This window comes from Rhizobium sp. NZLR11 (assembly GCF_019685115.1).
Taxonomy (GTDB): Bacteria; Pseudomonadota; Alphaproteobacteria; order Rhizobiales; family Rhizobiaceae; genus Rhizobium.
In genome coordinates this window covers 113,128-136,224 of record NZ_JABDWD010000017.1, presented here as the reverse complement: position 1 = coordinate 136,224, position 23,097 = coordinate 113,128, and the positions used below count along the sequence as shown (strand labels likewise).

Below are 23,097 nucleotides of genomic sequence, written 5' to 3'. Positions count from 1 at the left end.
TGGTGGTGCGGACGGCGGGGGTCGAACCCGCAAAGCCTAGGCCGAGGGATTTTCTTACCAGCTACGACTTTCGCCGCCGCCTTCCGGCGTTTGTGGTCTGGACTATACCTTCACCCTAGCGTCTGCCTTAGGTGCTGCCCGTCTAGTCTCTACACCTTCCCCTTGCGGGGCTTGGCTCGGGATTGCCATCTGACAGGTTTCCCCGACTTTGAGCAGTTCTACATCAGGCGTTTCCGCCAGTGCACTCAATTTTGTCTAAGTCCCTTGTGTCTACCAATTCCACCACGTCCGCGTGGTTCTTCCTGCTAACAAAGAGAGACGGTTTTCTCAACCGATATTCAGGGGTGGGCATGCGATTCCGTTTCAAAGTCTGGAGGCCGCAATCACCCTCCACAATTTTATATCGGCTTTGAGAGATGAGGTCGGATATTGGGCACTGGGGATATGGCGTTCCAAAACGCTGGTCGCTTCGAATGTCCAGCTGAATTCGGCAGTAAAGCGAAGATCTTGCCTGCTGATTAGAGCTTTGAAAAGCAACGATACGGCACGAATTTTCCGATTTATCTTGCCGATATGCGAGGGCGCGACGGTCGACTGCGAACATTATGCGAGTCAGCGTAGAAAACTTGGCACAACCCCTGCGACACAAGCTTGTTGAATTTCGCAGGACATTGGGACAAAGTACTGGCAGGGGTAGTGTTTGCGATTTCTACTGTTGCAATACGTGCACTTCACTTTTCATTGTGAATGCCGGGACATGTGGTGACTAAACGGCAAAATGGCTTTTGTTCTGAAGACCTTCGGGACGTTGCAGCTCGTTGACGGAGATGGGAACGCTGTTGCGTTTCCCGAGAAAGGCCTGCTGCTTCTCGCCTATTTGTTCACAACCGATCAAGGTTCGGCAGATCGAACGACCTTGGCTCGCTTACTATGGGGCGAGGCCGACAGGGACGTTGCACTTTCGACTTTACGCAAGGTGATTTCGCGCATTAAGGCCCGCCAAATCGATCTCGGGGTAAACATCCTTTCATCAAAGGGCAACATACTCACCCTTGAACGGGCGTCTCTGTCTTCCGACATTCTGCTATCGAACCAGGAGGACGAGGTTGAGCCGTTTGCCCGACTGAGACAGCTGGTGAAACTGATGAACCAGCCTTTTCTGGGGGCGGTTCACAGCCATAGCCGTCAGTTTCAGCGGTGGCTTGCCGAACGGGAAAACTACCATATCGAGTTTCTCGCAAATACATTGAGAACGGCGTCCCGATTGGCCGAGTCGGGAAAGGAATCCGAACTCCTGAGGAAGGCAGCTGTTATCCTGTTTCGGACGGAGCCGAGGGATCCGGAAACGCTGCAATTGCTCATCCGGATATTCAACGCGGAAGAGGAAGTTGAATCCCTCCGGAACTATTTCGAACAGCGGCGTAGTGCGACTTCGAAAGGCATCGCCCCGCGCACCGGATCCGATGACGGTGATGCAAAACCTCTCCGTCCGACATCCATGTCGTCAAAGGCGAAACTCGACGCGGCGCTTCCCCTTGAGCCCGAAGATATCAGCATTGCCATTCCCCGCTTGGTGCTGCTTCCGCCCAGGAACCAATCCGTTCGGCCTCAAGCTGGTTTTCTAGCCGCATCGTTGGTGGAGGATATCACGATCGGATTTTGCGTCTTCAACAGCCTGGAGGTCATAGCCCCGTATTCGGCGGTTCAGATCGGCCACCAGGTGGAGACGCAGAAAGCCTTCTTTGAACGGCATCGCGTCAACTATATCCTCGACACCCGGATCAGCAATTCCGGCGATGAAGTGACCCTGTTCGCCCAGCTGATCTTTTTCGATCAGAATCAAATAGTTTGGGCCGAAAGGTTCAGCCTCGATCGTATGGATCTCGCCAGAGACAGGAGAGTTGTTGCCCGGCAGATCGCTCTCTCCGTGTCCAGCGAAATCGAGCGCCATGAGGCGTTGCGCGAAGATCTGAACCCGATCGCTTACCATCGATATCTTGTCGGCAGGCGGCACCTGGCGCGGCTGACACTTCCGAACCTGCGGCGCGCCCGCAAGGAAATGAAGGCCGCGCTCAGCGAAAGCCCCGATTTCGCGCCGGCGCAGAGTTCTATGGCGCGCACCTACTCCAAGGAATGGTTGTTGACGGCCCGAGGTGATATCGATCTTTTGCAATTGGCTGAGACTTTCGCAAAGCAGGCCACCGAGATGCGTTCGGACTTTGCCGATGGCTATCGCGAGCTCGGTGTTGCCAAACTATTGCAGGGCGCGTTTGATGAAAGCGCCGAAGCAATGGAAATTGCAGAAAGCCTTGCGCCACACTATGCCGACGTGATTGCCGACTACGCGGACACGTTGGTTCATTGTTCGCTCCCCGCCATGGCCTTGCGAAAGATCGAGCGGGCAATCGAGCTGAACCCCCTCGGTCCCGATACCTATTTCTGGACTGCTGCGGGAGCAAACTATGCCCTCGGCGAATTCGAAGCTTCGCTGGACTATATCGGGCAGATGGCCGACCCCAATTTAGCGGACAGGTTGTCCGCCGCAAGTTGGGCCATGTTGGGTCATCAGGACAAGGCGCGGGTCTTTGTACGAAGGTTTCGTGAAGGCAACCCGGACTTCGATGTGGACAAGTGGTTGTCTGCAGTTCCAAGTAAAGAGCAATGGCATAAAGATCTTTATCGTGAAGGCCTGAAGAAAGCTGGATTTTAAACATCAATCGTTAGAGGGCAAAAACATGGCTACAGTTGTTGTTATTAGTGTTGAAGGTCAAGACGGGCTCTGGGTCGCTGATCTGGACGCCGGCACAGTACTGCCGCTCCCGGCCCCAAAGGCGGGTGGCTTGAAAGTGGTGACCGACCTTCGCGCCACCGGCGCGACGGTCACAAAGGGCGTGAATTTGGCAGTCACCGTCAAGTCGGCAGAGGCGGCGTTCTCCGGCCATTATGACGGCTAGTGGAAGTGCTATAGCGCGGTTACGTCAGACGCGAAATAGACCTGTAACACTCTGAATTTCGCATGATTTTATTCGGCTTCCGACGAAAGAATTATGTGGAAACGCGCGAGACGGCGGCGAGCGGAAATTGACTTGCTCGCCGTCGAGCATTAGGCATGCACTGTCAAAGTCGTTTTCGATGCCGATCAAGTGTACCGGGTTTCAGCGACAATCTATCGGCCTCGGTCATACGGGTTCGATTCCGGTCGCCCCGGACCAGCTTCACAATATCGTTTGAATATGCATGTATATTGTGGATATATGCGTTCTATTGCTTGACGGGGGCATTTTCGGTGCAAGGATTGCGCCGCGGCGGTTGAGTAAGTGTTGTCTTCTGGGAGTAAGACGATGGTTTACGATTGGAGTGGGGCTAGGGTTCGGCGCGTCCGGATCGTCAAGACCAGTGTCGCGCTTGTTCTGGGAACTGCGATCGCTGCAATACCACTGTTTTTCTGGGCCGTGCAGCTGCGCGGGTTCTAGTCCGGGATAATCAGCTTTCTGCGAGAGGAAGCGTATCTGGCGCTTTGGTCGCGCGCCACCTGTTGATCACCCAGCCGGCGAGCAGCCCCAAGGCGGCGCCCATTGCCTTGATGCCGGCATCATGCAGGCGCGGATGGCGCGTCGGCGAAAGGTACTGCAGATATTCGATGGCGACGGAACCAGCGATCAGCAGCACGGCCACCAATTTCCACTGTTTCGGATAGGCGAGCGCAAAGGCGAGGCCGAGAAGAACATAAGCGCCTGCGCGGTCGGTGTCGACCGTCGTAACGGTCTCCGGCCTCAGCCCGATCGGCGAAACCGTGACGAAGAGGATGACGGCGAGCAGCAGCCAGGCGAGTGGTTTTGCGAAGTTGAACGTGATCATGGCTTTATATTAGTGGCTGGCGTTTTCATTGACAGTTAAAATCAGTTCATGTGCCGCCAATTTTGCGGTGGGCTTAAGAAAGGCTTTCGTAAACAGGGCTGGCGGCGAACCGCAAATGGCCGAAACGGGCTTTCTTTTGCCGGTCGGCCTATGCCATAGCGGCGCTGTAATTATGAGAATGGACCACGCCCGTGACGAGACTTGATGTCGAAAGCGCCGAAGAAGCAATGCGCAGCCTTTTTCCGGCAACACCGCTGCAACTCAACGATCATCTGTCGGCGCGCTACGGGGCCGATATCTGGCTGAAGCGCGAGGATCTGTCGCCGGTGCGCTCTTATAAGATCCGCGGCGCCTTCAATTTCTTCCGCAAGGCGATCGGGCAGGGAGCGGTCGGCAAGACCTTCGTCTGCGCCTCGGCCGGCAATCACGCCCAGGGCTTCGCCTTCGTCTGCCGCCATTTCGGCGTGCCGGGCGTCGTCTTCATGCCGGTGACGACACCGCAGCAGAAGATCGACAAGACGCGCATGTTCGGCGCCGAATTCATCACCATCCGATTGTTCGGAGACTTCTTCGACCAATGCTACCAGGCCGCGCGCGACCATGTCGAGGCAATCGGCGGCGTCATGGTGCCGCCCTTCGACCATGCCGACATCATCGAGGGACAGGCGACCGTCGCCGCTGAAATCATGCAGCAACTGCCTGAGGGAACGGTGCCTGATATGGTCGTCCTGCCGGTCGGCGGCGGCGGCCTTGCCGCCGGCATTACCGGTTATCTCCACGGCACCGTGCCGAAATCGGCTTTCGTCTTCACCGAGCCCGCCGGCGCGCCGAGCCTGAGGCGCAGTATCGAGGCCGGCAAGGTGACGACGCTTGCCAAGGTCGATAATTTCGTCGACGGCGCCGCCGTTGCCCGGATCGGCGACCTGAATTTCGCCGCTCTTTGCGATTTCCCGGCAAGCCAAGTGCAACTGATGCCGGAGAACGCCATCTGCGTCACCATTCAGGAGATGCTGAATGTCGAGGGCGTCGTGCTGGAGCCGGCCGGCGCACTGTCGCTGACGGCGATCGCCGCGATGGACCGCCACGTGATCCGCGGCAAGACCATCGTTGCCGTCGTCTCTGGCGGCAATTTCGATTTCGAGCGTCTGCCTGACGTAAAGGAAAGAGCCATGCGTTACGCAGGGCTGAAGAAATACTTCATCCTGCGGCTTGCCCAGCGCCCCGGGGCGCTCAGGGATTTCCTCAATCTGCTCGGCCCCGACGACGATATCGCCCGTTTCGAATATCTGAAGAAATCAGCGCGCAATTTCGGCTCGATCCTGATCGGCATCGAAACCAAGGCGCCGGACAATTTCGCCAGGCTGATCGGAAATTTCGAAGCTGCCGGCATGGGTTACGAGGATATCACCGAAAACGAGATCCTCGCCAATCTGATCATTTAACTTGGCGACGACGATATCGCCGTGCTAAAGGCGCAGCATGGCTTCGTTCATTTCAAATATTTTTTCGATGTTCTCCGGCGGCAGCAAACCCGCCCCCTCGGAGGCGGCCGGCCCTTCCGGCGAGCCGCAGCTTTACAATGATTGCACGATCTACGCGGAGCCGCGTAGGGAAGGCAGCCAATATCGTCTTGCCGGCCGCATCGAAAAGAAGGTCGGCGACGAGGTGCTGGTACGCAATTTCATCCGCGCCGATCTGTTTAGCTCTTCCGATGATGCGCTCGAATGCACTGTGCGCAAGGCGCAGCAGATCATTGATCAGCATGGTTCGTCGCTCTTTGGTGACGGCGAGAAGCTTCGTCAGGTCTGAAATCGGGATCTGCCGGATCGGCCGGATGTCGGCCGCAATTATTCTTGTTTTTCAATCCTGTGAGCCGGATGCTTCTCCGGCGCGCGCAATCGTGCTCACGCATTCTTAAAGGATTGCGGTCAAAGGTATCGCCTGCAGCATGTGCAGGGCCGCCCTCGTGTTTGACTTTTTCGGACGATCAACCAAAGGATCCGCTGTCGCGATCGCCGCGTCCGCGCGCCGCCGACCGCGCCGGCTTGAAGCTGGGGAGAGGTGATGGAGACGTTCAACCTCGCGCTCTTCGCTGTCGAAGCCGTCGCCTATTTCTCGCTGATGGTCACGCTTCTGCACTTCCGTCATCGGCTCGGTCTGGGCGTCTTCCTGACGGCGCTCGGGGTCATGCATTTCATGGAAACCTATCTGGCGGCGGTCTTCTACGTCTCGTTGCCGTTCGGCGATGTGTCGCCGGGTTCATCGGTCTTCTTCTCCGGCAAGCTGATGATGATCCTGATGCTTTACCGGCAGGAGGATGCCGCCACGGTGCGTCAGCCGATCTACGGCCTGTTCCTCGGCAACCTGCTGACCGTCGGCATCGCCTGGGTGCTGCAGCTGCACCTGCCGCTGCAAATGTCGCCCAACCACACGCCCGATGTCGATTTCCTCAAAGAGATGGGCTGGCTGATGGTCTGGGGCACGGCGTTGCTCTATGTCGATTCACTCGGCATCATCCTGCTTTACGAGAAACTCGGCGATTTCTTCCGCCGGCGCGTCGTGCTGCGCTTCCTGATTTCCGGATTTGTGCTGCTGACCTTCGACCAGATCGGCTTCTTTGCCGCGTTGAATTATTTCCTGGATGTGCCGATCGCTGCATTCTGGGCCGGATGGAAGGCGAAAATGCTGGCCGTCTGCCTCTATGCGGCGATGTTTGCGATCTACGAATATCGTATTCGCCGGGGCGGGGCCAGCGTGTCGGCACGTTCGATCAGCGACGTGTTCGGCGACCTGACATTCCGCGAGCGCTACAACGACCTTCTGGAGCGCACCGGCCGCGATATGCTCACCGGCGTCTACGATCGCACGCGCATGGAAGTTGAAGCACCGCTGATGGTGCGCGAGGCATTGAGGCAGGGGCTATTCGCCACCGTCCTCATTCTCGACGCCGATCACTTCAAGGATGTCAATGACGGCTACGGCCATCTCCAGGGCGATGAGGTGCTGAAGGCGATCGCCGCCCGATTGGGCACGACGTTGCGCTCGAGCGACCGCGTCTTCCGCTTCGGCGGCGAGGAATTCGTTGCCATCTGCCCGGGCACCGACCACGAGGAAGGTCTGCTCCTTGCCGAGCGCCTGCGCTGGACGATCGCCACCAGCGTCAAGACGCCGGATGACCGGCCGGTCACGGTCAGTATCGGCGTTGCGACCGCCGACGAGGACGGTGTCGATTTTACCGCCGTGCTGGCGGCCGCCGATGGCCGGCTTTATGCTGCCAAGAAGAGCGGCCGCAACTGCGTCGTCGGCCGTTCCGGGGTGGTGAAACTCGCTTAAGCCGCGCGGAAGATCTTGGCGCCGGACGGGGCGCTCGTCATGCCGCCATCGACGGTGATCTCGATGCCGGTGATATTGGCCGCGTCATCCGAGGCCAGATAGAGTGCTGCCTTGGCGATTTCGTCAGCTTCGCTCATGCGGCCGAGCGGGCTCATCCCGCCGATGCGGGCTTCCAGCGCCGACATCGCGTCTTCCGTCGGTGCCATCGGCGACCAGATCGGCGTCTTCGTGCCGCCTGGTGTCACCTGGTTGACGCGGATGCCGCGGGGCGCGAGCTCGGAGGCCATATTCCGCGTCAACGCCCGGACCGCAGCCTTGGTCGCCGCATAGGCCGACCAGCCGGGGGCGCCGAGCACGGCATGCACCGAACCGTTGAGGATGACAGAAGCGCCGTCGTTGAAATGCGGCAGGGCCGCCTGCACGGTGAAGAAAACCGCCGTCAGATTGGTGCTGATGATCTGGTTGAACTGCGCGGGCGACGTCTCGCCGAGCGGCGTCGCGCCGCCAATGCCGGCATTGGCGAAGACGATGTCGAACTTGCCGACCTTTGCGGCGGCTTCCGCAAAGGCCTTCTCGGTGGCAGCGGCATCGGTGACGTCGACCTTCAGTGCCAGCACGCCGGCCCCAAGCGCCTTTTCGGCCGCGGCCAGCGTTTCCGGATTGCGGCCGGTGATCACCACCCTGGCGCCCTCATCGATGAAGATCCTGGCGGTGGCGAGACCGATACCGCTGTTTCCGCCGGTGATCAGCGCGACCTTGTTTCTTAGACGCATGATTCATGCTCCTCTTGGAATTGCTAACGATCTGGATTATGATCGTTATCTATAAGGATTATGACTGTAATCCATACGCGTCAAGGAGCATGATGCCGAAAAGTGTAAGCGGTTTTCGGCCGACATCATGCTCATTCGAATTTAGTGCCGGGAGATTCCGATGGGGCGTTCGCAGCTGGAGAAACAGAAGACGCACGAGAAGATCGTCGAGACCGCGTCGAAGCGGCTGCGCGAGGAAGGGCTCGAAGGTATCGGCGTCGCCGACCTGATGAAGGAGGCCGGGCTGACCGTCGGCGGCTTCTACAAGCACTTCGCCTCCCGCGACGATCTCGTCGCCGAGGCGATTCAGTCCGCTTTCGATTCGTGGGGACGCAGGCTGGCGGCCGAGGGTGTGGATCCGGCGGCGATGAAGCCCGCCGATATCGCCGATCGTTACGTCAGTGTCTATCATCGCGACAACCCCGGCGACGGTTGCCCATTTGCGGCGTTGACCTCCGATATAGCCCGCAGCGGCGAGAAGGCGCGGGCGATCGCCACCGATGGGCTCAGGCGCAATTTTGAGGCTTTGGCGAGCAAGGCTGCGGGAGCGGACGAGGGAGAACGGCGACGCAAGGCGATCATGGCCTTCGCGATGATGGCCGGCGGCGTCGGCCTTTCCAGGATTTCCTCCGATGAGCAACTCTCGACCGAAATCCTGGAGACGGTCCGGGATTTTGTCGCCGGTATCGACCAATGACAAACGGCCGGCAATTGCCGGCCGTTCCATGCGAGCATTAGAAGCCGATCAGGCGGCCAGCGCGATTTCCTGGACGCGCGACTTGGCGGCGTCGATGGCCTTTTCGGCAGCTTCGGGACCGAAGGCCAGGCCTTCGACATAGATGGTCTCGATATCGCTGATGCCGAGGAAGCCGAGCACCGACTTCAAGTAGGGCACGGCGTGGTTCAAGGCGGATGCCGGTCCTTGCGAGTAGACGCCACCCGAGGCGAGCACCACATAAACCTTCTTGCCGGTCGCGAGGCCAACCGGGCCGCTTTCCGTGTACTTGAAGGTCAGGCCGGCGCGGGCGACGTTGTCGATCCAGGTCTTCAGCGACGAATAGATGTTGAAGTTGATGAGACCGGTGCTGATGACGATCGTGTCGGCGGCAAGCAGCTCGTTGACAAGTTCGTCGGAAGTTTTGACGGCGGCTGCCTCCTCAGCAGTGCGGGCTTCGGCCGGCTTGCGGATTGCGCCGGTGAAGAGGTTATCGATATGCGGCAACGGATTGGCGGCAAGGTCGCGGCGAACGACAACACTACCAGGGTTCTGGCTCTTCAGCTTTTCAGCGAGGTCGACGGCGATCGGCGTCGAGAGCGAGTCGGCGCGCGGGCTGGACGTCAGAAGAAGGATGGACGACATGGTGCATTTCCTTTCGAATTGGATTTGACGGCCCATTGCTGGGAGGTGAGCCGCAGTGTCGACGAGGAAAATAGGTCTGGCCTGCTATCGAAAAAACGGTGATAATGTCGATCGAAACTATCGATGGAATGGATGGATATGCTTCCGAACCCGACCCTGGACCAATTGCAGGTGTTTTTGACCGTTGCCGAGACCGGCAGCTTTTCGGCCGCCTCGCGGGCGCTGAACCGTGCGCAGTCGGTCGTCAGCTATACGATTGCCAATCTGGAGGCGCAGCTCGAGGTGGCGCTTTTCGAGCGCTCCGGCGCCCGCCAGCCGAAGCTGACGGAGGCGGGCAAGGCGATGCTGGAGGATGCGCGGCGCATACTCGGCGACCTGCAGGTGATGCGAGCGCGCGTCAAGAGCTTGCGGGAAGGGCTTGAAGCGGAGGTGTCCGTCGCCATCAGCGTCATGGTGCCTTCCCGGGCCGTGGTCGATGTCCTGCACGAATTTCGCGAAAGGTTTCCGTCCGTTTCGTTGAACCTCAATGTCGGTGAGCTCGGCGTGGTCATGGACCTCGTCCTCAGCGGCAAGGCGACCATCGGCATTGGCGGCGCAGTCCTGAAACAGGATGATTCGGTCGTCACCGAGCGGATCGGCCACTCCTTCATGCTGCCGGTTGCCGCGCCCAATCACCCGCTTGCCGGGATCGACCGGCCGTTGACGCTCGGCGACGTGCGCGAGGAAGTGCAGCTCGTCGTCACCGATGCGTCGGGCCGGACGAAGGGGCGCGATTTCAATGTTCTGTCCTACAAGACATGGCGCGTCAGCGACATTGCCACGAAGCATCAGCTCATCAAGGCCGGCCTTGGCTGGGGCGGTCTTCCTGCCTCAGTGATGCATGACGATCTTCGCAGCGGCGCGCTCGTCCATCTCGATCTGGACGCCTACGAACAGGGCGAGTATGCCATCTATTCGATGCGCCAGCTCGCCAATCCGCCGGGACCTGCGGCTGCCTGGATGATCGACGCGTTCCGCACGCGGCTTTCGGCTTGCCCGAGCCAAGCCGATTTCCATGCTGAGATCGCAGAATTGCGTGAACCCGAAACGCCGCTCGCTGCCGAATGACGAAGGCGCGAGCGCGCCTTCGCCGGCATCTCTTTCCACTTAAAGCACCAGCCTGAACTTCGAGAAACCGTCGGCGCCGTCGCCGGCATCCTCGATCTTGACGCTCTTGACCGCCGCGAGGAACTGCTTCGCCTTTGGGCCGCTCTCGAAGGTCGCCGTCGTGCTCGGCAGCGGCTTGAAGGTCCAGTTCGCATCGGCCGTCGGATTGATCGTGCCCTGGTCGTGGATGTAGCGGACGATGACGTCGCGGTTGGTATCCGGCGCCTGGAAGATCACCTTGTCCGCGGCAATATCCGGGAAATTGCCACCGCCGCCGGCGCGGTAGTTGTTGGAGACGACCACGAATTTCTGGGCGGGATCGATCGGCTTGCCGTCGAAGGCGAGATTCTGGATGCGGTTGGCATCCGGATTGATCGCCTTGCCGGACGAATCATATTTCGGCGGCTGCGACAGATCGATCTGATAGGTCACGCCGTCGATGACGTCGAAATTGTAGGACGGGAAGTCGTTGTTGAGCAGCGGTGCGTCCTTCGAGCCGGCCTCGATGTGATTGAACATGCCGGCCGACATTTCGAGCCAGTTCTTTACCTGTGCGCCGGTGATGGCAACGGCCTGCACCGTGTTCGGGTAGAGATAGAGGTCGGCGACGTTCTTGATGGCGATATCGCCGGCCGGAACGTCGGTGTAGTAGTCGGCGCCGCCGCGTCCGCCAGCCTTGAAGGGGGCCGCCGCCGAAAGCACCGGCAGATCCTTGAACTTGGTGTCGGCCAGCATCTGCTTGATGTACCAGGTCTGGGCCTGGGAGACGACCTGCACCGAGGGATCGTCGGCGACCAGCGCGAAGTAGGAATAGAGCGGCGCCGACGTCTTGCCGACGGGGGTACGCACATAGGCAAGCGTTGCCTCGTGCTCGGCCTTGGCGGCGTCGACCACGTCCTTCTTGTCGGCGTAATCGGCAACCACCTTCTTTTTGTCGTCGCGATGATAGATCGGCCGGGCTTCCGCGGTGAAGTCGACGATCTTCCAGCTGTTGCCGTCTTTTTCCAACAGCAGGTCGATCAGGCCGAGATGCGAACCCCAGAAGCCTGCCATCACCGCGGGCTTGCCGTGCAGCGTGCCCTTGACGGGGTCGGCATTGGCGATGCCATCCCAGCTCTTCGGGCCGGGGAAGACGAGATGCTGGTGGCCGGTGAAGATCGCGTCGATCCCATCGACGGCGGCCAGATGCAGCGAGGCGTTTTCCATCTTTTCGGACGGCGCGGCTCCGTCGATGCCGGAATGGGAAAGCGCGATGACGATATCGGCGCCGGCTTCCTTCATGGCGGGAACCCAGGCCTTGGCGGCCTCGACGATGTCACGCGTCTGCGCTTTGCCTTCGAGATTCTTGATATCCCAGAGCATGATCTGCGGCGGTACGAAGCCGATGAAGCCGATCTTGACCGGGCTCTCCTTGCCGGCGCCGTCCTTGATTTGTTTTTCGACGATAAGGTAGGGCTTGAAGAAGAGATCGTCCTGCCTCGGGTCCGAGGCGAGCTGGCCCTTGGTCAGGTTGGCGCAGACGAAGGGGAAGTTTGCACCTGATAGGACCTTGAACATGAAGTCGAGCCCGTAATTGAACTCGTGATTCCCGAGCGTGCCCACCGTATAGCCGAGCGTGTTCATCGCCTTGATCACGGGATGGACGTCGCCGTCCTTCATGCCGTGCTGATAGGCCATGTAGTCGCCCATCGGATTGCCCTGCAGCACGTCGCCATTGTCGATCAGCAGCGAATTGACGGCTTCCGCGCGGATGCCGTCAATGATCGTTCCGGTGCGAGACAGGCCCATCGTGTCGTTCGGCTTGTCGGCATAATAGTCATACGGGAAGACGTTGACGTGAATATCCGTCGTTTCCATCAGCCGGAGATGCGCCTGGTTGGCGCTGGCGCGTGCGCTGAAGGGATGCAGCAGCACCAGGGCGGAAGTGGCGGCAAGCCCGCCAAGCAGGGAACGGCGGCTCATGACGCCAACGTCGAAAATGGAAGACATCGAACTCTCCTTCAAAGATCATGCATCGTCCGGCCCGTCAGAATTAGGACGAATTGACAAGGAGTACACTGCGAAAATGACAGGACGGCAAAACAATCGCGGAGAAAGGCGACCCGATTCCAACGCGCGCTCGGCACCAGTGCCAAGCGCAGCGACTGACGCGATCTCGGCCGCCCCTGCGGCGCAGAAGCGCCGCAGCCTTACGATTTCAGAGTCAACGTCGCCAAATGAGGTGGGCGATCGCCGTTGGTATGGGTTCTAAGTTGGCGTACCGCCAGCACCGGCCGTATTTCCTTATGGAAAAAGCGGAAATAGGAGGAGACCTGCGCCCGCGCATTCGAATTCACGTCGAACTGGATGCCGACACGGCCATTGTGCTTCCAGCGGATGATGCCTTCGAGCATCCCAAGGTTTTCAGCCTCGATACGGACCTTGCTGCCGGATGCGGCATGGAGCGGCGTCTTCATCTCCAATGCGGCACCGGTCGCCGACAGGTTGAGGATGCGGGCATCCACCTCGCTGTTCAGATATTTGACGCTGCCGAAGACGCGGCAGTTTTTCCGGTCGGCCTTACGGGCCGTGATTTTCAAGTTGCGGGTCATATGTTCTCCCCTGATACAGCCAGGGAGCATAGCGCCCGAAAATTGAAATGGTTTTAGGGGCTTGGCTAAAATTGCAGTGAAACGTCAATTGGCTGTGGCCGTCCTGCGCCCCACCACATGCTCGCGCCAGATGGTGAAGATCCCGGCGGAAACGACGATGATCGAGCCGATGATTGTGTTGATACCGAGCGTTTCGTCATAGATCGTCACACCGATGATCGAGGCGTAGACCAGTGACAGATAGGTCAGCGGCTGAACCGCGGCGGCATCTAGGAGATCGTAGGCGCGGATCAAGAAATAGTGGCTGGAAATGCTGGTCATACACACCAGCGCCATCCAGCCCCAGTCTCCCCGCGACATAGAGCTCCAGTAGAACGGGCCAATGATGCTCATCGTGATGCCACCGATGACGCCGGTATAGAAGAAGCTCGTCATCGACGAGTCGTCGCGGCTGACGAGACGCGTGGCGATGACGTAGAAGGCGAAGTTGAAGCAGGAAATGACGGCGAGTAGCAGTTTCACATCGAAAAACTCGCCTTCCGGCTTCAGGATCAGCAAAACCCCGAAAAGCCCGACGCCAATTGCAATCCATCGTCGCCAGCCAACCCGCTCGCCGAGGATCGGCATCGACAGCAGTGCGATCAGGATCGGCGTCGCGGAAAAGATCGCTTGTGAGCGGGCAAGGCCGATCACGGCAAAACAAGTGATGGCCAAAACCACCTGAACGGCAAGCAGCACGCCGCGCGTCACCTGAAGCATGGGGCGTTTGGTACGGGCCGTCGCCCTGATGCCGCCGCGCATCTTCGAGGCGAGGATGATCGTGAACAGCGCGAAAGCCCAATAGCGGATCATCGTCACGAAGATCGGCGGATAGGTCGCTGCCAGATGTTTCGAGATGGCGTCCTGCAGCGAAAAGATGGTGATCGCCAGCAGGACGAAAATATAGCCTTGGGTCTTCGATGTCATCACATGCCAATGAACGGGAAACGCCCGCGCGCACCGAAAGTCTGGGCAGGCTTTCCGTGGATATGCAAGGGCTCAAAGCCCGACATTCGGCTTGTCGATGATTTCTCTGAGCGCGAAGCTCGAATTGATCTTGACGACATGGGGCAGGGCCGACAGCCAATCGCGGTGGATGCGCTCATAATCCTCGAGATCGCGGGCGGCGACCCTGAGGATATAGTCGTATTCGCCCGACATCAGGTAACAGACGAGCACGTTCGGGCAGAGTTTCACCGCTGCCTCGAATTCGGCCAACGTCTTGGCGAACTGGCCGGACAGCGAGATATGCACGATGGCGATCATCTTGTAGTCGAGCGCCTTGTGCGAAAGCCGCGCATGATAGCCGCCGATGACGCCGCTTCGTTCGAGGATGTCGAGGCGGCGCGAACAGGCCGAAGGCGACAGGCCGATCCTTTCGGCAAGCTCGGCATTGGTGATGCGGGCATTGGCCTGCAGCACCTTAAGAATCGCAAGATCGATGGTATCCAGATCGGCCATTCGAAGAACCTTCGAAAAAATATAGAGCGTACGCAATAATCACCGAAAAACCGCCTCTTCGCAAATCGTCTTTGCAAGGACATTTCACGCCCTTGGTGGTTGGATTCAATGTCCGAGGAAATCCGCGACTGCGGATGACATGAGAGGAACGCAAATGCGTGTCGGTTGCCCGAAGGAAATCAAGAACCATGAATACCGTGTCGGCCTGACGCCGGCTTCGGTGCGTGAATATGTTGCCCATGGCCATGAGGTCTGGGTTGAAACCAAGGCGGGCGCCGGCATCGGCGCCGATGACGGCGCCTATGCTGCGGCTGGCGCGAAGATCGCCGCCTCCGCCAAGGATATTTTTGAAAAATGCGATATGATCGTCAAGGTGAAGGAGCCGCAGCCCTCCGAATGGGCGCAGCTCCGCGACGGTCAGCTTCTCTACACCTATCTGCATCTGGCCCCCGATCCCGATCAGACCAAGGGTCTGATCGCCTCCGGCGTCACCGCGATCGCCTATGAGACGGTGACCGACGAACGCGGCGGCCTGCCGCTGCTGGCGCCGATGTCGGAGGTTGCCGGCCGCCTGTCGATCCAGGCGGGCGCCACCGCCCTGCAGAAGGCCAATGGCGGCCTCGGCATCCTGCTCGGCGGCGTGCCCGGCGTTCTGCCGGCCAAGGTTGCGGTCATCGGCGGCGGTGTCGTCGGACTGCATGCCGCCAGGATGGCCGCCGGCCTCGGCGCCGATGTCAGCATCCTCGACCGGTCGCTGCCGCGCCTGCGCCAGCTCGACGATATCTTCGCAGGCCGCATCCACACGCGTTATTCCAGCATCCAGGCTTTGGAGGAGGAAGTCTTCACGGCCGATCTCATTATCGGCGCCGTGCTGATCCCAGGTGCCGCCGCGCCGAAGCTCGTCACCCGCGAAATGCTATCCGGCATGAAGAAAGGCTCGGTCATCGTCGATGTCGCCATCGACCAGGGCGGCTGCTTCGAGACCTCGCATGCGACGACCCATTCCGATCCGACCTATGAGGTCGACGGCGTCGTGCATTACTGCGTCGCCAACATGCCGGGCGCGGTACCGGTCACCTCGGCGCATGCCCTGAACAATGCCACGCTGGTCCACGGCCTGGCGCTTGCCGATCGCGGCCTGCGCGCCATCGCCGAAGACAAACATCTGCGGAACGGCCTGAACGTGCACAAGGGCCGCATCACCAACAAGCCGGTCGCCGAGGCGCTCGGCTACGAGGCTTTCGCGCCGGAAAGCGTGCTGAACGTAGCGTAAGCTAGCTGACTATAGGTTAGGCGCCGGTCTCTGCAAGAACCGGCGTCTTTACCTTGTCGATCCGGCATTGGAAGCAGTTGTTGCGCGCCGAGCGCACGTGCACATAGGCTATGTCGGGCCGCGCCAGCAGCTTTTCGCCGTAGGCCGGAATATTGGCGATATCAGTCACTGCGCCGGTGCCATAGACGATGCGGTCGTTCTTGCTATAGCCGCGGACGATGAAGTCGGGGCTCATCGTCAACATTGGCGGCTGGATCTCCTCGGCGGCGTAGCGTCGGCAGGGCTGCTTGTGGAGGAAAATCGGCCCGGTTTCGGCATAGGGCTGCAGCTCCGGGAACGGCCGGTAGGCGAAAACCAGAAACTCCTCGCCTTCTTCGATATTCCCCAGGCAGTGGCGGCAAGGGTTGCCGTCACCGTCGGAAACCACCGTCTCAGGCAGGTTGTCATATGCGTCGCGGCCACCGCTCCAGAGATGTTCAGCGTCAGTGGTCGGCATGGCGGCAAAACGAATGGCGGTCACGGCAAATCTCCTTGTGATCGCCATGAAATTGCACCCGGACCATCGCCCAAGCCACCCGTTTCTTGCGGGTGCTATTGCTTGTCGAGATCGCCGCGGACAATCTCGTACTTGATGCCAGACATGCCAATTCATCGACCTTTGAAGAGAAGTTTCCACCTCTCTTCCCTCATTCCTATGCTCGTCACAGGATTCCAGTGCGCCCAAGTCCTTGGGCGCGATAGACGCTTTCCTTTGTGGGATTGCTTCATTCCCGGCGCAGACGCGCCGTGTCTGGATTCCTGTGACAGGCACAGGAAGGTAAACCAAACAGTCAGCTTTTCCGCGCCATCTCCAGCAGCTCCTTGTCGCTCAGCGGCCGGACGATGCCGGTGCCGGTCGAGACCGGGGAGAAGCCGTACATCTGGTAGAGCTGCAGTGCGCGCGGGTGGTCGAGGTTGTTTGTTGTGGTGGTGACCCGCTTCGGATTGAGCGACCAGATGGCGTATAGCGCCTGCAGCAGGAACCATTTGCCGATGCCGAGGCCGAGCGCGTGTTCGATCAGGCCGAAATGGCTGAGCTCGATCGTATCTTCGTCCTCGCAGAAATATTCGTAGAAGCCGGCGGGCGCGCCGTTGACGTAGAGGACGCTGATATTGTTGCGCTTGTCGTTCAACGTCTCGGCAAGCTGCTCGTCGCTCATGCGCAACCGGTCCACCCATTGCCAGCGCGCGCCGACCTGCCGGTACAGATAGCGGTAAAAGGGCAAGGGGATCTCGGGAGCGCGCATGATCGCCGTCTGGATATTGACGGGCACCGGCATGCTCGCCTTCGGCGGCGCCGTCATTTCCAGCCGGGTGATATGCGCTTTGAGCGACGCGGGTGTTTTCCCCATGGCGATCAGGCTTTGACCGGCGTCGGCGGGCCGGTGACGATAGGCGTATCGTCACGGCTGCCCCATTCGCTCCACGAGCCGTCGTAAAGTTTGTTGTCGTGATGGCCGAGCGATTCCAGCGCCAGCGTGATGATTGCTGCGGTGATGCCTGAGCCGCAGGAGGTGACGACAGGCTTGGAAAGATCGATGCCGGCATCCTCGATGGTCTGTCGCAGTTCGGGCAGCGACTTGAACCGGCCCTGGTTCGCGAAGGCACCGGAGGGCAGGCTGCGGGCGCCCGGCATATGGCCGGAGCGCATGCCGGCGCGCGGCTCGGGCTCGGCAGCAGCGAAGCGGCCGGCGCTGCGGGCATCGGCAATCTGCATCGCACCGCTCGAGACGATATCACGCATCCTATCGAGCGTCACCACCCGGCTCTCGTCGAAGTCAGGTGTGAAACTCGCTGGCGCATAGTTGGGTGCGGTGCTTTCGAGCGGACGGCCTTCGGCCCTCCAGCCGTCGAGACCGCCGTCGAGCACGAAGACGTTCTTCGCGCCCATCACCCGGAACAGCCACCAGACGCGCGGCGAGGCGAACAGGCCAATGCCGTCATAGACGACGATCCGATCGTTTTCGCTGATGCCGAGCCGGCCGACTTCGGCGGCGAAATAGTCAGGCGAGGGGATCGTGTGCGGCAGCGACGTCGAGTGGTCGGCGATCTTGTCCTGGTCGAAGCGGATGGCACCGGGAACATGACCGGCCGCATATTCGGCATCGGCATCGCGTTTCTGCGCCGGCAGATAGAAGGAGGCGTCCAGCACGCGCAGGTCCGGCTTCCCGAGTTCCGCCTGCAGCCAGTCGGCCGACACGACGAAACGGCTCTTGGTCTCACTCATTGTGGTCTCCCTTGATGGTCAGGCTTCGTCGCCGGGCGTGCCGAAGCGGATGCGGAAGCGCCGGTTCTCTTTGCCCTTCTTCTCGATCTTGGCGATGTGGATCTGCCCGACTTCCTGAGTCTCGGAAACATGTGTGCCGCCGCAGGGCTGGCTGTCAATCGACGAGTTCTCGCCGATGCAGACGAGGCTGACGCGGCCGAGCCCCATCGGCGGGCGGACATTCTTCGATTTGACGATATCAGGATTGGCCGCAAGCTCTTCGTCGGTGATCCATTGCAGGGTGACCGGATGGTTCTGACCGACCAGTTCCATCAGCTTGGCCGTGACTTCGTCTTTGTCGATCGTCTCGGTCATGTCGAAGTCGACGCGGCTTTCCTCCTCGCCGACGGCAGCCCCGGTGATCGGAAAGGAGCAGACGACTGAGAGCAGATGGCAGGCCGTGTGCATGCGCATCAGCCTGTAGCGGCGCAGCCAGTCGAGGTGCAGCACCAGCGTCTCGCCGACCACGGGCTTCGGCTCGTTTTCAAGTGGCACGTGGATGACGATATCCTTGCTCGGACCGTGCTTCGTCTGGCCAAGGGCGATCTTGGTGCCGTCGGCGCGTTCAAGCTCGCCTGTATCACCCGGCTGGCCGCCGGATGTCGCATAGAAGCAGGTCTGGTCCAGTTCGATGCCCCCATCTTCGTGAACGGCGGTGACGACCGCCTCGCATGTCGAAAGATAGAAGTCGTCACGATAGAGGGCATTGACGGGCATGGGATCTCACGCGGGCTCGTAGGGAACGTTTATATCGGGTGACGCGGCCATCCAGCTTGGAACGGGCAGCCCCTTCGACGTCAGGAAGTCCGGGTTGAAGAGCTTTGACTGATAGCGGTTGCCGTAATCGCAGAGGATCGTCACCACGGTGTGGCCGGGGCCTAGATCCCGGGCGAGATTGACCGCGCCGGCAATGTTGATCGCCGTCGAGCCGCCAAGGCACAGGCCCTCGTTTTCGACGAGATCAAAAAGATAGGGAAGCGCTTCTGCATCGGACACCCGATAGGAAAAATCGGGGGTGAAGCCTTCGAGATTGGCAGTGATGCGGCCCTGTCCGATGCCCTCGGTGATCGAGGAGCCCTCGGATTTCAGCGCGCCGTTCTGGTAGAATTCATAGAGAGCGGCGCCATCGGGATCGGCAATGCCGATCTTGACGTCTGCCTTGAAAGCCTTGAGGCCGGTAGCGACACCTGCCAGCGTGCCGCCGGAACCGACCGAGCAGATGAAGCCGTCGATCTTGCCGTCGGTATCGTTCCAGATCTCTGGAGCGGTCGTTTCGATATGCGCCTGCCGGTTGGCGACGTTGTCGAACTGGTTTGCCCAGATCGCCCCGTTCGGTTCGGTCTTCGCCAACTGCTCGGCGAGCCGGCCGGAAACCTTCACGTAGTTGTTAGGGTTCCTGTAGGGAACGGCGGGCACCTCGACGAGTTCGGCGCCGAGCAGTTTCAGAGCGTCCTTCTTTTCCTGGCTCTGCGTTTCCGGGATGACGATAACGGTGCGGTAGCCGAGCGCCTTGGCGACCAGCGTCAGCCCGATACCCGTGTTGCCGGCCGTGCCTTCAACGATCACGCCGCCGGGCCGAAGCAGGCCCTTCCGCTCTGCGTCGCGGATGATAAAGAGCGCGGCGCGATCCTTCACCGACTGGCCGGGGTTCAGGAACTCCGCCTTGCCGAGAATGGTGCAGCCGGTCGCCGCCGACGCGCCCTTGAGTTTGATCAGGGGCGTGTTGCCGATGGCTTCGAGGACGGAAGGGTGGAAGGTCATGGAATCTGCCTCTATTCGAACTCTTACTTTAGGAACGGTCTTTTCCCTTCACAAGGCTGAGTTGGCAAGAAATGCTATTCCACGCCTCTGTCGGGCACGATAAAATTTGGCCTTCCTCCCCTGAAATGACGCGTAGCCGACAATCCCACCGTGCGCGGAGTGATCCGAAGATTGACTTTCCCCGTACGGATGACGACAAAGCGAAAACGGAGCGCGGCAACAGGGCGTGACCGAAACCGGCATGATTCACGAGCAGATCGATACGATCGATGCATTGATGGCGCATTATGTCGCCGGCTCCTTGCCCGAGCCGGCGCGCGTGTTGGTGCGGTCCCATCTCGAAATGACGCCGGATAATCGCAGCTTGGTGAAAAGCCTCGAGCTGCTGGCCGGGGAGGCCCTGGAAAGCGCGCCTGTTGCTGCCATTGCCGATCGCGACCGGCGGCTTTCGGCGATCTTTTCCTCGGCGCCTCCCGTCTCTGTGCCACGTGCGGTAGCGCGGCCGGAAAACGTACTGTTTCCCCAAGCGTTGCGCGATCTCGTCGGCTGCGAGGTCGAGGATGTGCCCTGGCGCAAGCGCTTGCCGGGCTTCAAGGAATATTGCTTCGATATGGACGGCTGCGAGGTCAACCTGATGTGGATCCGCCCGGGCCGTGCCTTGCCGGCGCATACCCACAAAGGCATGGAACTCATCCTCATCCTCGACGGCGCCTTCAACGATGAACGCGGCCGTTTCGGCCCCGGCGACATCTCCATCGCCGACGAGACGGTCGACCACCGACCGGTCGCCGAAAAGGACAGGCCTTGCATCGCCTTTGCCGTTTCGGACGGGCCGGTCAGACTGACGGGATCCTTTCGTCAGATGATCGGCGACCTGATTGGCTGAAAGCAGCCACAATGGTGTGATAGAGCCATAAATCCGGGAGACGCAGCGAACTTCCGGACCTGTTTTCGTGTTGGTCAGGCAGAGCCGGAGGAACATGTGATGCATGATTTCATCGCCCGTCCCGAACATGGAATCGTCTGGATCACCGGGGCAAGTTCCGGGATCGGCCGGGCGCTTGCGCTGAAGCTCGCGGCCGAAGGATACAAGGTCGCCGTTACCGCCAGACGTCACGAAAAGCTGGTCGAGCTGCAGGCCGAAGCCAGCGGTCTTTCCGGCAGTATCGTGGTTCTCGACGGCGACGTCACCGATGCCGAGGACATGGAACATGTCATGGCCTCCATCGAATATGAGCATGGCACGCTCGCCATGGCGATCCTCAATGCCGGCGTCTACCTGCCGGTCCATGCCGAGGACCTGAACCGCGCCGATTTCGAAAAAAGCTTTGCCGTCAATCTTTCCGGCGTCGTCAACTGTCTGCTGCCGGCGATCGGCCATATGAAGGCGAAAGGCCAGGGGCAGATCGCCATCGTCTCCTCCGTCACTGGCTATGGCGGCCTGCCTACGGGTGCGGCCTACGGCGCCACCAAGGCGGCGCTGATCAATATGGCCGAAAGCCTGAAATTCGATCTCGACAAGATCGGCATCCGCATCCAGCTCGTCAGCCCAGGCTTCGTCGATACGCCGGCGACGAGGAAGAACGCCTTTCCGATGCCGGCCTTGGTGTCGCCCGAAGACGCAGCCCGGCAGATTGCCGCCGGGCTGAAATTGCGGGCCTTCGAGATCACGTTCCCGAAGCGCTTCACCACCATGCTGAAACTGGCGCGCCTACTCCCCTATGGTGCTTATTTCACGCTGGTGAACCGAGTGACCGGCTGGCGGGAGCGGCCGCCATTGACTGGTCACCATTCGGTGACGCCGCATTTAGCGGAATGATCACCGGCGCGACAACACGACCTGGCGCACATCGATATTGCGGGCGCGGAAGCCGGCCTCGCAATAGAACAGGTAGAATTCCCAGAGCCGCTTGAAACGCTCGTCGAAGCCCATCGGGCGGATGCGCTCCCAGACCGACCAGAAGCGCTCGCGCCATTCGGCAAGCGTGCGCGCATAGTCGAGCCCGAAGCCGAAATCCTTGTCCAGCGACAGGTCGACCTTGCCGGCGAGTTCGGCCAGATGGTTGCGCGTCGGCAGCATGCCGCCGGGAAAGACATATTTCTGGATGAAGTCGGGATTGCTGCGATACTGGTCGAAGGATTCTGGCTGGATGGTGATGATCTGCAGGCCTGCCTTGCCGCCCGGCTTCAGGCATTGCCTGAGCTTGGAAAAATAGGATGGCCAGTATTTCTCGCCGACTGCTTCGAACATCTCGATCGAGACGATCCGGTCATAGAGCCCGGTCTCGTCGCGGTAGTCCTGGAAACGGAACTCGACGCGGTCGCCGAGGCCGGCTTTGCGGATGCGCTCCTCGGCGAAGGCGAGCTGCTCGCGGCTGATCGTCAGCCCGGTCACCTTGCAATTCAGCTCGCCTGCTGCGAATTCGGCAAAACCACCCCAGCCGCAGCCGATCTCCAGCACGTGATCCCCAGGCCCGATGCCGGTCGCCTCCGCGAGCGCGCGGTATTTGGCATTCTGCGCCGATTGCAGGTCGTTGGCCCCGGTCGAATAGAGTGCCGAGGAATAGGTCATGCTCGGATCGAGCCATTGCTTGTAGAAATCGTTGCCGAGATCGTAGTGGGCGGAAATGTTCCGCTTCGAGCCCGTCCTGGTATTGGTGTTCATCCAATGGCGGACGCGCTCGAAGAGGCGGCCAAGGCCGCCCTTGCCATGCGCATAGCTGTAGACGGCCTCGCCGTTGACGAGGAAGAGTTCAAGGAAGGCGGCGATGTCGGGGCTGTCCCAATCGCCGTCCATATAGGTTTCGGCAACCCCGATCGTGCCGCTCGTCAGCGCCCGATAGGCAAGATTCCAGTTGTGGAGGCTGAGCGCCGCCTTTGGACCGGCCTTCCTGCCCTCGACCAACAGTCTGCGGCCGTCGGGGAGGGTAACGGCAAGCGAACCGTGCTGCATGTGCAGAAGTCCGCGCACAGCCAGCTTTGCCTTGAAGGGCAGACCTTTCACCATGCGGGACATGTTTTCGGCCGTCAGCGTCACCGCATCACGAGCCAGCAGATTCCAGTCCTGCGCCTTACTCATCTCTCCTCCTCCAGCATTTTTTGCCGGTTAGGGGCGACGATACATCCGTGACGATGTGTTCGGGCGGCCTCCGGCCATT

23 protein-coding genes are annotated in these 23,097 nt (G+C 60.2%); 10 read left to right on the top strand and 13 right to left on the bottom strand.

All coding sequences use genetic code 11. The features are described from left to right. Nucleotides 1-778 precede the first annotated feature (778 nt). Together HJB83_RS25455 and HJB83_RS25450 are read left to right on the top strand one after the other, a co-directional pair. Nucleotides 779-2,710: a hypothetical protein gene (locus HJB83_RS25455; protein ID WP_207583905.1), complete on the top strand. Its 1,932-nt coding sequence runs from the start codon at nt 779-781 to the stop codon at nt 2,708-2,710. A gap of 25 nt (nt 2,711-2,735) precedes the next feature. Then, nucleotides 2,736-2,954, top strand: coding sequence for a hypothetical protein (locus tag HJB83_RS25450; RefSeq protein WP_207583906.1), 219 nt, complete (start codon nt 2,736-2,738; stop codon nt 2,952-2,954). Nucleotides 2,955-3,483: 529 nt separating this feature from the next. On the opposite strand, the gene HJB83_RS25445 is transcribed toward HJB83_RS25450, so the two are convergent. Next, the gene (locus tag HJB83_RS25445) at nt 3,484-3,858 is read right to left on the bottom strand and encodes a VanZ family protein (RefSeq protein WP_207583907.1); all 375 of its coding nucleotides are present in this window, start codon (nt 3,856-3,858) and stop codon (nt 3,484-3,486) included. Between the two features lie 191 nt (nt 3,859-4,049). Here HJB83_RS25445 and ilvA point away from each other — a divergent pair, with 191 nt between their 5' ends. From ilvA to HJB83_RS25430, 3 genes are all read left to right on the top strand, one after another. After that, on the top strand, nt 4,050-5,300 hold the full coding sequence (ilvA, locus tag HJB83_RS25440; RefSeq protein ID WP_207583908.1) for a threonine ammonia-lyase: 1,251 nt from the start codon (nt 4,050-4,052) through the stop codon (nt 5,298-5,300). 37 nt (nt 5,301-5,337) lie between these two features. Beyond that, on the top strand, nt 5,338-5,667 hold the full coding sequence (locus tag HJB83_RS25435; protein ID WP_207583909.1) for an HlyU family transcriptional regulator: 330 nt from the start codon (nt 5,338-5,340) through the stop codon (nt 5,665-5,667). A gap of 252 nt (nt 5,668-5,919) precedes the next feature. Further along, a complete protein-coding gene (locus HJB83_RS25430; protein WP_221132682.1) occupies nt 5,920-7,191 on the top strand; it encodes a diguanylate cyclase in 1,272 nt (423 codons plus the stop codon). Here HJB83_RS25430 and HJB83_RS25425 read toward each other — a convergent pair. Then, nucleotides 7,188-7,964, bottom strand: a complete 777-nt coding sequence (locus tag HJB83_RS25425; protein ID WP_221132681.1) for an SDR family oxidoreductase — start codon at nt 7,962-7,964, stop codon at nt 7,188-7,190. The genes HJB83_RS25430 and HJB83_RS25425 overlap by 4 nt on opposite strands. Nucleotides 7,965-8,124: 160 nt before the next feature. Between HJB83_RS25425 and HJB83_RS25420 the strand changes: the two genes are divergently transcribed. Then, complete coding sequence (locus tag HJB83_RS25420; RefSeq protein ID WP_207583912.1) at nt 8,125-8,700, top strand: TetR/AcrR family transcriptional regulator; 576 nt, start codon at nt 8,125-8,127, stop codon at nt 8,698-8,700. Nucleotides 8,701-8,748: 48 nt separating this feature from the next. On the opposite strand, the gene HJB83_RS25415 is transcribed toward HJB83_RS25420, so the two are convergent. Continuing rightward, complete coding sequence (locus HJB83_RS25415; protein ID WP_221116293.1) at nt 8,749-9,363, bottom strand: FMN-dependent NADH-azoreductase; 615 nt, start codon at nt 9,361-9,363, stop codon at nt 8,749-8,751. Nucleotides 9,364-9,501: 138 nt separating this feature from the next. On the opposite strand from HJB83_RS25415, the gene HJB83_RS25410 reads away from it, so the two are divergent. After that, on the top strand, nt 9,502-10,470 hold the full coding sequence (locus tag HJB83_RS25410) for a LysR family transcriptional regulator (RefSeq protein ID WP_221132693.1): 969 nt from the start codon (nt 9,502-9,504) through the stop codon (nt 10,468-10,470). A gap of 39 nt (nt 10,471-10,509) precedes the next feature. On the opposite strand, the gene HJB83_RS25405 is transcribed toward HJB83_RS25410, so the two are convergent. From HJB83_RS25405 to HJB83_RS25390, 4 genes are all read right to left on the bottom strand, one after another. Then, entirely contained in the window at nt 10,510-12,498 is a 1,989-nt protein-coding gene (locus HJB83_RS25405) for a bifunctional 2',3'-cyclic-nucleotide 2'-phosphodiesterase/3'-nucleotidase (protein ID WP_221132680.1), read from the bottom strand. Nucleotides 12,499-12,698: 200 nt separating this feature from the next. Then, entirely contained in the window at nt 12,699-13,100 is a 402-nt protein-coding gene (locus HJB83_RS25400) for a PilZ domain-containing protein (protein WP_221116295.1), read from the bottom strand. Between the two features lie 84 nt (nt 13,101-13,184). After that, nucleotides 13,185-14,066 (bottom strand): DMT family transporter, encoded by an 882-nt coding sequence (locus HJB83_RS25395; protein WP_221116296.1) that lies wholly within the window; start codon nt 14,064-14,066, stop codon nt 13,185-13,187. Between the two features lie 72 nt (nt 14,067-14,138). After that, on the bottom strand, nt 14,139-14,600 hold the full coding sequence (locus tag HJB83_RS25390) for an Lrp/AsnC family transcriptional regulator (protein WP_207583917.1): 462 nt from the start codon (nt 14,598-14,600) through the stop codon (nt 14,139-14,141). A 154-nt stretch (nt 14,601-14,754) separates the two neighbouring features. On the opposite strand from HJB83_RS25390, the gene ald reads away from it, so the two are divergent. Further along, the gene (gene ald, locus HJB83_RS25385) at nt 14,755-15,873 is read left to right on the top strand and encodes an alanine dehydrogenase (protein ID WP_207583918.1); all 1,119 of its coding nucleotides are present in this window, start codon (nt 14,755-14,757) and stop codon (nt 15,871-15,873) included. A gap of 16 nt (nt 15,874-15,889) precedes the next feature. On the opposite strand, the gene HJB83_RS25380 is transcribed toward ald, so the two are convergent. From HJB83_RS25380 to HJB83_RS25360, 5 genes are all read right to left on the bottom strand, one after another. After that, nucleotides 15,890-16,393 (bottom strand): DUF1203 domain-containing protein, encoded by a 504-nt coding sequence (locus HJB83_RS25380; RefSeq protein WP_221132679.1) that lies wholly within the window; start codon nt 16,391-16,393, stop codon nt 15,890-15,892. Nucleotides 16,394-16,703: 310 nt separating this feature from the next. Continuing rightward, nucleotides 16,704-17,264, bottom strand: a complete 561-nt coding sequence (locus HJB83_RS25375; RefSeq protein ID WP_207583920.1) for a GNAT family N-acetyltransferase — start codon at nt 17,262-17,264, stop codon at nt 16,704-16,706. 5 nt (nt 17,265-17,269) lie between these two features. Beyond that, the gene (gene sseA / locus HJB83_RS25370) at nt 17,270-18,139 is read right to left on the bottom strand and encodes a 3-mercaptopyruvate sulfurtransferase (RefSeq protein ID WP_207583921.1); all 870 of its coding nucleotides are present in this window, start codon (nt 18,137-18,139) and stop codon (nt 17,270-17,272) included. 18 nt (nt 18,140-18,157) lie between these two features. Beyond that, nucleotides 18,158-18,895, bottom strand: a complete 738-nt coding sequence (locus HJB83_RS25365; RefSeq protein WP_207583922.1) for an alanyl-tRNA editing protein — start codon at nt 18,893-18,895, stop codon at nt 18,158-18,160. A 6-nt stretch (nt 18,896-18,901) separates the two neighbouring features. Then, entirely contained in the window at nt 18,902-19,939 is a 1,038-nt protein-coding gene (locus HJB83_RS25360; RefSeq protein ID WP_221116299.1) for a cysteine synthase A, read from the bottom strand. A 226-nt stretch (nt 19,940-20,165) separates the two neighbouring features. Between HJB83_RS25360 and HJB83_RS25355 the strand changes: the two genes are divergently transcribed. Next, complete coding sequence (locus HJB83_RS25355; protein WP_221116300.1) at nt 20,166-20,825, top strand: ChrR family anti-sigma-E factor; 660 nt, start codon at nt 20,166-20,168, stop codon at nt 20,823-20,825. A gap of 99 nt (nt 20,826-20,924) precedes the next feature. Continuing rightward, nucleotides 20,925-21,758 (top strand): SDR family NAD(P)-dependent oxidoreductase, encoded by an 834-nt coding sequence (locus tag HJB83_RS25350; RefSeq protein WP_221116301.1) that lies wholly within the window; start codon nt 20,925-20,927, stop codon nt 21,756-21,758. Here HJB83_RS25350 and HJB83_RS25345 read toward each other — a convergent pair whose 3' ends face one another. Beyond that, nucleotides 21,759-23,018: a cyclopropane-fatty-acyl-phospholipid synthase family protein gene (locus HJB83_RS25345; protein ID WP_221132678.1), complete on the bottom strand. Its 1,260-nt coding sequence runs from the start codon at nt 23,016-23,018 to the stop codon at nt 21,759-21,761. Nucleotides 23,019-23,097: the final 79 nt, after the last annotated feature.